This window comes from Gloeocapsopsis crepidinum LEGE 06123 (genome assembly GCF_015207655.1).
Classification (GTDB): Bacteria; Cyanobacteriota; Cyanobacteriia; order Cyanobacteriales; family Chroococcidiopsidaceae; genus Gloeocapsopsis; species Gloeocapsopsis crepidinum.
The window spans coordinates 1-12330 of the sequence record NZ_JADEWN010000018.1; the positions used below are offsets into that span (position 1 = coordinate 1).

Genomic DNA, 12330 nt, shown 5'->3' on the forward strand with positions numbered 1-12330 from the left:
CCTATGCCACTGAGGTTCAAAATATGTGCAAAAATCATCGACCTCACAAAACAATGCTTCTAAACTAGACATAGGACGGGGCGCTGAATGGTTTAACTTAATTTCAGCTTACTTGCCCCCTCCTTTTTTTATCCCGAACTGACGTTAAGTGAGACTGTAAAGTAACTCAAGCGATCGCTTTGGTAGGGGCGATCGTTTTTTCTTGTCAATTTGTCAATCTTCTGTATCCAACCGCCGAATTCTCCGCTGTAACTCAATTTCTTGCGAACTACAAATTGTTTCTAAGTCAGCAACTCGTTGTTCTAAATTTTTGATCCTGTTCGCCACATTGCTGCTTGCTTCTTGATCGGGACGTTGCCATACTGCAACTGTACCAATAGCTGCACTTGCCACTACTGCTAACGGTAAAATTGGACCGCTTCTAGTCGCAGGAGCTAATGGAATGCAAATTGCTAGCATCCCTGTGGCGAAGCCCCAAATTTGTTTGGTAGCTGAAACGCGGATATCTGTCTCGGTATTATTCGCCATAAGCTAAATAATATTATTTTGAATAGTTCTTGTTAATTATGTTCAAGTTCTAGCTAGTGTTTAATACAATCTTATTGTTCTAAATTCCCAAGTATCAATATCAATTAGCAAGACTCTATAAAAATACACTCTATCTTTAGATTAATCTCTCTAGATAGATGACCGATATAAATAAAGTTTTAAAAATAGTATTTATAAGTAAAATTAATTAATAACCAGGGTAATTCTGCGTTTTAGTACAGCGTAACGGGCTTTCTAGCCAGTGGTACTAAACTTTTGCTCAGGTGGCATAAAGCAATCTCTCTCCGGTTGTTTGTGATAGTGATAACCTGTCCTGGGCTGCTTGAGTACTCAATGCTTCGTGAATAATAATCATTTTCACGAAGAAAATTGACCCCACTATTTAGCTGTACTGCAATATTTTTTGTGCATGAAAAGAAAAGTGGAGGGGCTTTTAAGCTGTAATTATGTCGCCTGGTATATTAATTTTGATTGCGATGCTCGGCATCGCCTTACTACTGTTTCTTGTAATGGGGTTGAGGCTACAAGCGTTTGTAGCTTTACTTTTGAGTAGTTTATTCGTTGCGATCGCTGCGGGGATACCTTTAAACGAGATTGCCAGCACAATTCAAGAAGGTATGGGGAACACCCTGGGATTTATCGCAATTGTGGTCGGTTTAGGTACAATGTTCGGCGAGATGCTGCGGGTATCAGGCGGTGCGGAACAATTAGCAAATACTTTAGTAAGAAGGTTTGGACAAGATCGCGCCCAATGGGCATTAGGTTTGACAGGATTTCTAGTCGCAATTCCTGTTTTTTTTGATGTTGGTTTGATTATTCTGATTCCGCTTGTCTACAGCTTAGCGCAACGCACTGGGAAATCTCTGCTGTATTACGCGATTCCATTAACCGCAGGCTTAGCAATTACTCACAGCTATATTCCACCAACTCCAGGTCCTGTTGCAGTTGCCTCTTTAATTAATGCAGATCTTGGTTGGGTCATTTTGTTTGGTACGATCGCTGGTTTACCGGCAATGGTAATTGGAGGTGTCTTCTTTGGTAAATATATTGGGGGCAAAATTCATGTGAAAGTACCTGAGTATATGATCATTGACGCACCACATAAGGAAGAAGTCAAAGATCCGCCACCATTTGGCACAATTGTTGCTATTATTGGTATTCCGTTACTGCTGATTCTGCTTAATACAGTTTCTGGAATTCTCCTACCAGAAGGTAATTTTCTACGTAATTTCCTAGGCTTTTTAGGACATCCCTTCACCGCGTTGCTACTTGCAGCACTAGCCTCATTTTACTTATTAGGAACTCAACGCGGTTACACGCAAGACGAAATTCAAACAATTGCAACAAAATCTCTCGAACCAGTCGGACTGATTATTTTAGTTACGGGTGCTGGTGGTGTTTTTGGTAGAGTTTTAGTCGCAAGTGGCGTTGGTGATGCGCTAGCGGGTGTAATGGCTGCATCGAACTTACCAATTATATTATTAGCTTTCTTAATTGCCACTGCTGTACGAGTTTCCCAAGGTTCAGCTACAGTCTCAATGGTAACAGCAGCAGGAATTATGGCACCTGCAATTGAGGCGGGCAATTATTCTGCACCAATGGCGGGGTTGATTACTATTGCGATCGCATCCGGTGCGACGGTACTTTCCCACGTTAATGATTCAGGTTTTTGGTTAGTCAGCCGTTATCTCGGTTTATCTGAGAAAAATACACTGCGTTCTTGGACAGTGATGGAAACGATCATTGGTTTAGTAGGATTTTTAGTCGTGTTCTTGATTAGCTTTTTTGTGTAACCACCTCTAGTCACTAACCACTAAATCTATGAGTCAAAATTACTTTATCGGTGTTGATCTTGGTACTACGAGTACAAAAGCAATTGTTTTTTCGACTTCTGGTGCAATTAAAGGTATGGGTAATCAGGGATACAAAATTATTGTCCCCAAACCCACCTGGGCAGAACAAGATCCTGAAGCAATTTTTTCTGCAGTCATTGCAGCGGTGCGCGATGCAGTAGATGCTGCGGAAATATCCAAATCAGCGATCGCAGCATTAGGGTTTAGTGCAGCAACACACAGTTTAATTGCTGTTGATGCCAAAAACTATCCTTTAACGAATGCTATTATTTGGGCAGATAATCGTAGTATTCATCAGACAGAACAACTGAAGCAACAAAATATTAAACACGATCTTTACTTGCGTACTGGAAGCCCGATTCATCCAGTTTCCGTTGTCACCAAACTGATGTGGATGCGCGAAACGAATCCAGATGTTTTTGAGAAAGCTGCTAAGTTTATCTCAATTAAAGAGTATGTTTTCTATCAGTTATTTGAACGCTACATCATCGATTATTCGATCGCTTCAGCAACAGGGTTACTGAATTTAAAACAGCTTGATTGGGATGAAGAAGCACTGGAACTTGCAGGAATACGTTCTGAAAAGTTGAGTGATTTGGTTTCTCCCACTCATGTTTTGCGTGGAATGAAGACACGTCATGCAGAAGTTATGGGAATTGCACCGGATACCCCTGTTGTAATTGGCGCGAATGACGGAGTTTTAGCAAACTTGGGAGTCGGGGCGATCGCTAAAGGTGAAGTTGCTATTACGATTGGCACAAGTGGCGCAGTGCGTACAGTGGTTGACACTCCGCTGACGGATGAGAAAGAAAGAACGTTTTGTTACGCTTTAACTGAAAAACATTGGGTCATCGGTGGACCAACAAATAATGGTGGTATTGTTTTACGTTGGTTTCGCGACAACTTTTGTGCGCCAGAAGTTGAAACAGCAAAACAATTGGGGGTAGATCCTTACGATTTGATGATTGAAGCTGCAATGGAAGTTTCTCCTGGGGCTGAAGGTTTGCTTTGTTTACCTTATTTATCAGGAGAACGCGCACCCTATTGGAATGCCAAAACACGGGGTTTATTTTTCGGTGTTGGGCTACATCATGGGCGATCGCATTTTATCCGTGCGATTATGGAAGGCATTTTGTTTAATGTTTACAGCGTGAATGTTGCTTTGCAAGAACTTACTGGAGATATCAAAGAAATTCGCGCTTCCGGTGGTTTTGCGCGTTCAACTCCTTGGCGACAGCTGATGGCAGATTTGTTTGGTATTGAGGTATTAATGCCAGAAGTTTATGAAGGTAGTGGATTTGGTGCGGCGGTGTTGGCAATGTATAGTGTAGGTGCGATCGCAGATTTAACTGAGGCGCAAAAATTAATTCGCATTACCTATCGTCATAAACCCGATTCACATTTAGTCAGTACTTACCACGATTTGTTTCCACTATACGAGCGCTTGTATCAAAACTTAGAAAATGAGTTTAGTGCGATCGCAGATTATCAAAGCCAAGCAATTAAAAGGACTTAGGATGAATGCGAACGAATGAATTCGCAGCTAAATAAACAAAGTCCACCTCCGTGGACTCTCTGGTAAAAGTCTTATTTCAGTATACAAAGGTACACTTTGCCTGGGTAGCCCCGAAGGGAGTCGGAGGGCTTCATATTTGTAGTTTTCGGCAATAACGATAGCGTAATTAAGTCATTAAGACTACACATATAGCAAGTGTATTCCCAAAATTATCTTTCTATATTTGGAATTGAACAAAAAGTTTGAATTCATTTCCATCAAATAGAAAGTGATGAATATTTTATGGAAGAACTTAATAGTTAAAACAGTAATTTGGCTCGTTGTAGAGATCCTTCTGAACGTGCTAGGACTTGATAATATTGCTGACTACAGCGAGTTCGTCTTCGGGCGAGATAACACCACAGCAAGCTACATTCAGCCAGCTATTCATGAGAATGCCTTGATACTATAAAAAAATAAATCAACTTGATATATCGAGAGAATGTAAATCAATTCTTTTTGTGAAAGATAAAGCGATTGGTAGACTTAATAAAAACCTTAAAAAATTAATTAATTGCTATTGTTCTTCCTGACTTTGTTGTAGTGTTTGACGTAATGGATTGATTAAATTTTATTCATTAATTATTAGTTTAATCCTTGTTCGCTATAAAAACTAAATTTGTCAAGAAACAATTCTGTGATGAATAGAAGCTGGTGTGATTGGCGTTGGCAGTTGAAGTTAGGAGGTTGGGTTGCTTGCGTTGGGGTAGTGGCAGGAGGAGGCGATCGCACCCTAGCTCAAGTTACCGCCGATCCTTCACTAGGAACTACAGTTACAGTCAATGGCGATACCTTTGAAATCACGAATGGCACAACCGTTGGAGATAAAAATCTATTTCATAGTTTCAGTAATTTCAGTATTCCTGGCGGTGGAACCGCACACTTTATCAATGCGCCTACAATTACCAATATTTTGGCGCGAGTCACAGGTAGTAATCCTTCAGATATTCAAGGACTCATTCGTGCGCAGGGAAGTGCAAATCTATTTTTGATGAATTCCAACGGAATTTTATTTGGACCAAATGCACAGTTAGACCTTGGTGGTTCATTTGTGGCAACGACAGCAAATGCGATTCAGTTTCCTGGGGGTGTAGAGTTTTCACAAAATTCCCCCGTGGCAGCTAATAATTCATTACTGAGTGTCAATCCTTCGGCTTTCTTATTCAATCAAATTGCTGCCCAACCTATTACCAATCAAGCAGTAGCAGGTCTACAGGTTCCTGTGGGTAAAAGCTTGTTACTGCTAGGCGGAGATGTAAAGTTGGCAGGTGGAAAGTTATTTGCTCCTGGCGGTCGAGTCGAGTTGGGAGGGGTAGCAGCAGGAACGGTAGGATTGAGTGTTGATGGCAACACCATGAGTTTGAGTTACCCATCCCAAGTGCAACGAGCGGATATGTCACTGACCAATGGAGCTGGAGTTGATGTAACTGCTGGGGGTGGCGGTAGTGTTGTAGTTAATGCTGAGAACTTAAATATTTCAGGGGAAAGTTACCTTGATGCTGGGATACGGTCAGGTTTAGGGACAATTGGCTCTCAGGCGGGAGATATTACGCTCAATGCTACAGGCACAATAACAGTCGCAGCTAGCGATGTCTTCAACACAGTGGATTCGGCTGAGGCAATAGGAAATGCCGGTAATATCGACATCACTACAGCAAACCTTTCTGTGACCAACGGGGCTGAACTAGATGCCAGCACCTTTGGGCAGGGGAATGGGGGTAGTGTCACCATTGGGGCAGATGGTGCTATCACTCTGGTTGATGCAAATATCTTCAGTAATGTAGAACGTGGAGCTGTAGGCGAAGGGGGCAGCATTACTATCACAGGAGACTCCCTTTCTTTGCAAGATGGCGCTCAAGTGCAAACCCTTACTCGTGGAGCAAACGAAACTCGCCCTGGTGGAAAAGGAAATGCGGGTAACATTAGCATTGATGCGAGCAGTACCGTCAACCTTACTGGGGTAGATAGTGAGGAGAATTCCAGCGCAATTCTCAGTTCAATAGGTTCGGGGGCTGAGGGAAGCGCAGGCAATATCAACATCAAGGCAGGAGCGCTGTTCTTAACCAACGGGGCTGAACTAGATGCCAGCACTTTTGGACAAGGAAACGCCGGAAACATATTTGTTCAGGCTGATGACTCTATATCTCTCTCAAATTCCAGCAATATCTCCTCCCTTGTAGGCTCGCGAGGAGTGGGTAGTGGCGGCGAGATTGAACTGCAGACGCAAATGCTCAGCTTAACAGATGGTTCTCAAGTGGCTACTGCAGTTTTCCGTGCAGAGGATAATGTCCGTGGTGGACAGGGGCAAGGGGGTAACATCGTAGTTAATGCAACAGATTCTGTCAATATCTCTGGGGTTGGATCCAGCGGTTTTCCTAGTGGATTAATAGCACTAACTGAGCAAGGGGCAATGGGTCAAGCAGGAGATATTACAGTTAACGCGGGTGCCTTTCGTATAGCTGACGCCGGAGCTGTTACTAGTGGAACTCGGAACTCCAGTGATGGACGTAACATTACTATTAACGCCAATACCTTTGAAGCCACTGGCGGCGGACAAGTTCGCACTACTAGCCGCAGCGGTGGCAATGCAGGTGATATCAGCCTGAATGTGACTGACACCATCACCCTTTCCGGCAGCGATCCTGACTATTTTGAGCGGCGTGCCCAATTCGGCGAAAATCGAGTTAGTGAAGCTGGCCCCGCCAGTGGAGTATTTGCCAATGCCTCTGAGGCTTCCACAGGTCAGGGAGGAGTGCTAAAGATTACTACTGGGCAGCTTTTTGTCCAAGATGGCGCGTCTGTGAGTAGTCTCAGCGAGGGAGAGGGCAATGCAGGCACGATCACTATCGAGGTGCGCGATATTTTGCAAGCTAACAATGGCGAAATTTCTACTAGAGCTACTCAAGCTGGGGGTGGTGACATTACGATCGCTGCAAGTGATATCCGTTTGCGCAATGATAGTGACATTAGAACAGACCTCACTAGCAGTGCAGGAAGGGGGGGTAATATTAACATAACTGCGGACTCAATCATTGCGTTTGATAATAGTGATATTTTGGCATTTGCTGCTAAAGGTCAAGGAGGTAACATTATTCTGAATACGCCTGTTTTCTTTGGCTTTGGCTATCGCCCAGGTGCTTCAGGGACGGATTATGCTATTCTCGATCGCAATGACCGAGTGGATGTCAATGCCAGTGGCGCGATCGCTTCTGGTAACATAACCACACCAGACACCACTTTCGTCCAAAACAGCTTGACAGAATTACCAGAAAATGTAATTGACACTGGTACGTTAGTTGCTAATAGTTGCATTGCTCGTAGTAGCGATCGCCAACAAGGTAACTTCATCATCACAGGCAGTGGTGGCTTACCAACGCGCCCAGGAGATGCTTCGGTTTCATCCTATCCAACAGGTACTGTGCGATCTGTAGCAAGCGATCGCGCTACTGATGCTAATTGTCCTTGGCAAATCGGCGACCCTATTGTAGAACCGCAAGGTGCGTATCGACTGCCAAATGGTCAGCTTGTTTTAAGTCGCGAGTGTTCCTAATTCTTGTGCAACTTCCAGCAACCTTAGCAACACAGGGTAGCAGTCAAGAATGATATACTTGTATTGCAAGTAATACAGGTATATCAAAAATGCTTACTGTAAGGCTAGACGAGGAAACAGAACAGCAGCTAGGCGATATCTTAGCTCGCGAGAAAGATACTAATCGTAGCGAATTAATTAAGCGTCTGATCCGCGATCGCTGGCTTACTTTGCAAGCAGGAAGAACTCTTGTAGAAAGACGCGGCGGACACCCACAGCATCTGTTACAAGATGCTCCTCCAGATTTATCAGAACGTCATAACCGCAAGGCAGCGATCGCTGAATATATCAAGCAACGCCATCATTCATGACCTACCATCCAATCATCTTGGTAGATAGTGGAGTTTTGATCGCATACTACAGCGCCCAGGACAAATATCATCAGTTTATACGATGTTTTTATGAAAACTGCACGTCGAAGCTGGTAACAACACAACCCATTTGCACAGAGGTGATGTGGTTGCTTAGCTCTAATTGGCATACACAAAACGAATTTCTTCTAGATATTGCCACAGGACTTTATGAGTGCGAACATATGTTACCTCAAGATTTTTCACGCATTGCTCAACTCAATGCTCAATATTCAGACTTGCCAGGGGATTTTGCAGATTTATCCTTAATTGCTATTTCAGAACGCTTAGACATTGCAGCGATCGCCACCTTGGATAGTGATTTTGATGTTTACCGCCGCTATCGCAAGCAGCCATTTGAGCGGGCATTCTAGTCAGAGTGATAAATACACTCTTGGAGCGTCTATCACCTTTAGTACTTAGTTATTAAAGTCGCAGCTTAACAAACGCTGTACAGATGGTGCGTGAATTAATGAAGAAATAATGGTTGTAGAAACCTATGAAGATAGGTTTCGTCCGTGTAGCTGCGGTTGAAACCGCTCAGCTTTTTCTATCGCACATCATAACCAAATAAATTCGGGTCAACTTCTTTTAAAGAAAGATCGTCTAAACCATATTCCACCCAACGTCTTTCTACCATCGCGGCAACATCAGGATCAGACTCTAATACTTCACCCCACTCGTGTTCGGTTTCTGGAGGAATTTTTGTCGTTGCATCAATTCCCATGCGTCCGCCTAAGCCAATTTTTTCACTGGCAAAGTCTAAGGAATCAAACGGCGTATTAGGTAAAATAAACACATCTCTAGTTGGGTCAACTTTAGAACTAATTGCCCAGACAACTTGGCGCGGATCTCGGATATTAATATCCTTATCGACGACAATCACAAACTTAGTATAAGTAAATTGCGGTAACGCACTCCAAAAAGCTAATGCTGCGCGTCTTGCTTGTCCAGGATATGCCTTATCAATAGAAATAATTGCCGCTTTGTAACTCAAGGCTTCCATTGGTAAAAAGAAATCAACAATTTCGGAGACTTGTTGACGCAGAATTGGAGTGTATATACGGTTGAGTGCGATCGCCATCATTGCTTCTTCTTTGGGCGGACGACCGCTAAATGTTGTTAAATAAACGGGAGAAGCGCGGTGTGTCATGCAGTGGAAACGAATGAGTGGTGAATCTTCCACACCGCCGTAGTAACCCATATGATCGCCAAACGGTCCATCGGGTAATACTTCCCCTGGTGTAATTGTGCCTTCTAAGACGAATTCTGAAGCCGCTGGCACTTCTAAATCAACAGTTTTGCATTTTGCAAGTTGTACTCCTGAACCGCCGTAAAGCCCTGCAAATAGCCATTCAGATAAATCGACAGGAATGGGTGTCGCTGCTGCCATAATGATCAAAGGATCGACACCAAGGGCGATCGCGATTTCTAATTTTTTCCCACATTCGGCTGCTTTGCGTAAATGTCTTGCCCCACCGCGTACTGATAACCAGTGGACTGTCATGGTATTTTTTGATTGCAGTTGCAGGCGATAAACTCCAACATTAGGAGTCCCTGTTTCACAATCTTTGGTAATCACAAGCCCTAGCGTGATAATCTTACCTGCATCCCCTGGATAAGGACGAATTAAAGGTAGTGTATTTAAATCTAAGTCATCGCCTTGAAAGACAACTTGCTGACACGCAGGGAAAAAATCGCGCCCTGGTTTAGCTTTGACAACATCAAATAATAATTTACCAAATTCTACAGCTTGTCCAATTTTCTTAGGTGGTTTGGGTTGTTGTAGCATACCCAGTTTTTTCCCCAGGGTTTCTAGTTCTTGTGGGGTTTCCATATTCATCGCCCAACAGATGCGTTCTACGGTTCCCATGAGATTGACTGCGACGGGATATGCTGCACCTTTGACGTTTTCAAAGAGTAAGCCAGGTCCTCCTTGCTGTAACATGCGATTGGAGATTTCGGCGATTTCTAAGTCTGGATCGACTTTGGCTGTGATGCGTCGCAGTTGTCCGCGTTCTTCTAGGAGTTTGATGAATCCGCGTAAGTCTCGTGCCATGTTTTTTTGTAGAAATGTGAAGCTATTTTCATTATCACAGTTGTTGTGGAGAGGGTGGGAGACGAATCACAGAGGTACAGAGGAGAGTTATTCTTGTTCAGATAGGGCGAGGCGGAATCCAATAAAGATTAAGATTGAGCCTGTTAACCATTTTTGAAGTTTGACTATACCGGAACTATTATGGAACCATGTTTGTAGCCAAGTTCCGGTTTTACTGAGGATTAGCACGACAACGGTAAGCCAGAGAATTGAGAGGATGACGAAGAGTATTCCTAATGCGATCGTCTGTAGTGTTGCATTACCTTGGGTAGGATCGACGAATTGAGGTAAAAACGAGAGGAAGAATAGCGCTAATTCGGGGTTGAAAATATTTGTAAGTAATCCTTGAGAGAAGGCATTTGTCGTGGTTGTTTGTGGAATCGTGATGGTAGGTTTGCGATCGCGTTCCAGAAGTGTCCGAATTCCAAGGTAAATTAGATACCCTGCACCTGCATATTTAACGATGTTGTACGCTACTGTTGATGTCATCAAAAGTGCAGACAGTCCAGCAACTGCAGTTAAAACATGAACAAGAATTCCTACACTCAATCCAATTGCAAAGATTGCACCAACGAGTCCTTGTCTTAAAGTACGTGCAGTTACATATAGCATTCCAGAACCAGGCTTCACAATCAAAACGATGGCAGTACCGATGAATATTGCAAAACTGGAATCAAGCATGAGTTCTGAGGAATTTTCTTTTGTTTATTTGATAATGCTCCCTTAACTTTAACGGTGTATTTAAGTAGAACAGGTATTTGCATACACCTTGATTTCAGCAGCCAGAGAAAACAAACATGGCTAGAATATACGACACCTTTATTGCAGGTGATCCTGTGATGTTCCCCTTATTAGGGCTTTCTATTGTGACGTTTGCTTGTGCTTTTGAACGCGCTTGGTTTTGGTTTCAATTACTAAGTAAAGAGGATCGAATTGTTCATGATGTGTTAGCTGCAGCACGACTTGATTTAGCGAAAGCTGCAAATATAGCTCAGAAAGCTCAATGCTTTACCAATTGGTCGTTTTTTATTTGCGCCTTTAAAGTTAACTCAGCCTACTCCTGAAACTTTTCGTTTGGCGATGGAAGCTGCGGGAGATAAAGAATTTACTCAAATGCGTAAAGGAGATAAATTACTAGAAACTGTTGTAGCACTTGCTCCTTTATTAGGATTACTAGGGACAGTTACAGGTTTAATAGGTACTTTTAATAACTTAAATATTGGTGGCGGTGGGACAACAGCAGAAGCAACTCGCGCAGCTGCAGGTATTGGTGAAGCGCTTATTACTACGGCTGCAGGGATGATTGTGGCAATCATTGCGTTGATTTTTTTCCGAACTTTTGTAACCTTACAATCTCGACAAATTGATTACTTTTCAGATGTGGGGAGTGAATTAGAACTCATCTATCGCCAAACTTGGTATGAACCAACGTTAAATTCAATTGGACAAAATAGTCTTTAGGGTAATTGGTAACTAATAAAAAATGGTAATTTATTTTGTTTAGAAATCAGCAAAGAAATCGAAATTCACAAATACCAGAAGTTAATTTAATACCGATGATGGATGTGTTAATGTCTGTTCTCACGTTTTTCATCATCACTTCAATGACATTATCAGGTAGAAGAATTGCCAATGTAAGTTTACCAATAGTCGATAATGATGTACGCGAACAAAGTTCTTCGCTTGAACCTTTTATTGTAGGTTTAAACCAACGTGGAGAAATTATAATTGAAAATCAGCATATTACTTTAACATCACTGGAAAAAGAAATACAATCTTATTTAAAACAAAATCCTAAAGCACTAGTAATACTTAAAGCTGATAAAAGATTGTCGTATAAACAAGTTTTACAAGTATTAAAAAAGATGCGTGATGTGGGAGGCGATCGCATTTCTTTAGCTATTGAAAAAAGTAATTAACATCATGCGATTTAAGCGTCAGCAGCATAGTGTCATACCCACAATTGATTTAACGCCAATGTTGAATGTGATGATGGCAACTTTGGCATTTTTTGTTCTTATCTCTATGACTTTAACAAATGAACAAGGTGTTGATATTCAGTTACCTGTACAAAATAATGCTGTACCACAGCAAAACGCATCTGAATCGTTACTAGTAGAATTAAATGAGCAGCAAATTTTAATCGATCAACAACAAGTTAGCAAACAGCAACTATTACAACAAATGCAAGTTTATCTCCAGCAAAATCCTCAAGGTTCTGTTTTACTTCAACCTAGTAGTGAATTACCTTATGAATCGGTTATGCAACTATTAGGAGAAATGCGTGATTTGGGAGGCGATCGCATCTCTTTAGCTATTGATTAAAAAGGTGGTAA

At 42.3% G+C, this 12330-nt stretch carries 12 protein-coding genes; 9 read left to right on the forward strand and 3 right to left on the reverse strand.

Going from position 1 to position 12330, the window contains the following annotated elements; genetic code table 11:
• Positions 1–213: 213 nt before the first annotated feature.
• Positions 214–528 carry a hypothetical protein gene (locus IQ230_RS09115; RefSeq protein ID WP_193931701.1) on the reverse strand — a complete coding sequence of 105 codons (315 nt, stop codon included), beginning with the start codon at positions 526–528 and terminating at the stop codon, positions 214–216.
• A 467-nt stretch (positions 529–995) separates the two neighbouring features.
• Here IQ230_RS09115 and IQ230_RS09120 point away from each other — a divergent pair, with 467 nt between their 5' ends.
• The 5 genes from IQ230_RS09120 (at position 996) to IQ230_RS09140 (ending at position 8270) form a co-directional block, all read left to right on the forward strand.
• Positions 996–2342: a GntT/GntP/DsdX family permease gene (locus tag IQ230_RS09120; RefSeq protein WP_193931702.1), complete on the forward strand. Its 1347-nt coding sequence runs from the start codon at positions 996–998 to the stop codon at positions 2340–2342.
• Between the two features lie 28 nt (positions 2343–2370).
• Positions 2371–3918, forward strand: coding sequence for a gluconokinase (gene gntK, locus IQ230_RS09125; protein WP_193931703.1), 1548 nt, complete (start codon positions 2371–2373; stop codon positions 3916–3918).
• A gap of 679 nt (positions 3919–4597) precedes the next feature.
• Positions 4598–7507: a two-partner secretion domain-containing protein gene (locus tag IQ230_RS09130; protein WP_193931704.1), complete on the forward strand. Its 2910-nt coding sequence runs from the start codon at positions 4598–4600 to the stop codon at positions 7505–7507.
• Positions 7508–7596: 89 nt separating this feature from the next.
• Positions 7597–7857, forward strand: coding sequence for a ribbon-helix-helix domain-containing protein (locus IQ230_RS09135; RefSeq protein WP_193931705.1), 261 nt, complete (start codon positions 7597–7599; stop codon positions 7855–7857).
• Positions 7854–8270 (forward strand): type II toxin-antitoxin system VapC family toxin, encoded by a 417-nt coding sequence (locus IQ230_RS09140; RefSeq protein WP_193931706.1) that lies wholly within the window; start codon positions 7854–7856, stop codon positions 8268–8270. Before IQ230_RS09135 ends, IQ230_RS09140 begins: the two co-directional genes overlap by 4 nt.
• Positions 8271–8446: 176 nt before the next feature.
• Here IQ230_RS09140 and IQ230_RS09145 read toward each other — a convergent pair whose 3' ends face one another.
• Both IQ230_RS09145 and IQ230_RS09150 read right to left on the reverse strand, forming a co-directional pair.
• The gene (locus IQ230_RS09145) at positions 8447–9955 is read right to left on the reverse strand and encodes a UbiD family decarboxylase (RefSeq protein ID WP_193931707.1); all 1509 of its coding nucleotides are present in this window, start codon (positions 9953–9955) and stop codon (positions 8447–8449) included.
• A gap of 87 nt (positions 9956–10042) precedes the next feature.
• Positions 10043–10675 (reverse strand): LysE family translocator, encoded by a 633-nt coding sequence (locus IQ230_RS09150; protein ID WP_193931708.1) that lies wholly within the window; start codon positions 10673–10675, stop codon positions 10043–10045.
• 116 nt (positions 10676–10791) lie between these two features.
• On the opposite strand from IQ230_RS09150, the gene IQ230_RS26500 reads away from it, so the two are divergent.
• The 4 genes from IQ230_RS26500 (at position 10792) to IQ230_RS09165 (ending at position 12319) form a co-directional block, all read left to right on the forward strand.
• Positions 10792–11058 (forward strand): hypothetical protein, encoded by a 267-nt coding sequence (locus tag IQ230_RS26500; RefSeq protein ID WP_228054707.1) that lies wholly within the window; start codon positions 10792–10794, stop codon positions 11056–11058.
• Positions 11009–11455 (forward strand): MotA/TolQ/ExbB proton channel family protein, encoded by a 447-nt coding sequence (locus IQ230_RS26505; protein WP_322742356.1) that lies wholly within the window; start codon positions 11009–11011, stop codon positions 11453–11455. Before IQ230_RS26500 ends, IQ230_RS26505 begins: the two co-directional genes overlap by 50 nt.
• 110 nt (positions 11456–11565) lie before the next feature.
• Positions 11566–11913 (forward strand): ExbD/TolR family protein, encoded by a 348-nt coding sequence (locus tag IQ230_RS09160; RefSeq protein ID WP_407646634.1) that lies wholly within the window; start codon positions 11566–11568, stop codon positions 11911–11913.
• Positions 11914–11917: 4 nt separating this feature from the next.
• A complete protein-coding gene (locus IQ230_RS09165) occupies positions 11918–12319 on the forward strand; it encodes an ExbD/TolR family protein (RefSeq protein WP_193931710.1) in 402 nt (133 codons plus the stop codon).
• Positions 12320–12330: the final 11 nt, after the last annotated feature.

Coding starts and splice junctions, on each gene's coding strand:
- IQ230_RS09115 (WP_193931701.1), bottom strand. CDS start 528: ATGGCGAATAATACCGAGACAGATATCCGCGTTTCAGCTACCAAACAA.
- IQ230_RS09120 (WP_193931702.1), top strand. CDS start 996: ATGTCGCCTGGTATATTAATTTTGATTGCGATGCTCGGCATCGCCTTA.
- gntK (WP_193931703.1), top strand. CDS start 2,371: ATGAGTCAAAATTACTTTATCGGTGTTGATCTTGGTACTACGAGTACA.
- IQ230_RS09130 (WP_193931704.1), top strand. CDS start 4,598: ATGAATAGAAGCTGGTGTGATTGGCGTTGGCAGTTGAAGTTAGGAGGT.
- IQ230_RS09135 (WP_193931705.1), top strand. CDS start 7,597: ATGCTTACTGTAAGGCTAGACGAGGAAACAGAACAGCAGCTAGGCGAT.
- IQ230_RS09140 (WP_193931706.1), top strand. CDS start 7,854: ATGACCTACCATCCAATCATCTTGGTAGATAGTGGAGTTTTGATCGCA.
- IQ230_RS09145 (WP_193931707.1), bottom strand. CDS start 9,955: ATGGCACGAGACTTACGCGGATTCATCAAACTCCTAGAAGAACGCGGA.
- IQ230_RS09150 (WP_193931708.1), bottom strand. CDS start 10,675: ATGCTTGATTCCAGTTTTGCAATATTCATCGGTACTGCCATCGTTTTG.
- IQ230_RS26500 (WP_228054707.1), top strand. CDS start 10,792: ATGGCTAGAATATACGACACCTTTATTGCAGGTGATCCTGTGATGTTC.
- IQ230_RS09160 (WP_407646634.1), top strand. CDS start 11,566: ATGTCTGTTCTCACGTTTTTCATCATCACTTCAATGACATTATCAGGT.
- IQ230_RS09165 (WP_193931710.1), top strand. CDS start 11,918: ATGCGATTTAAGCGTCAGCAGCATAGTGTCATACCCACAATTGATTTA.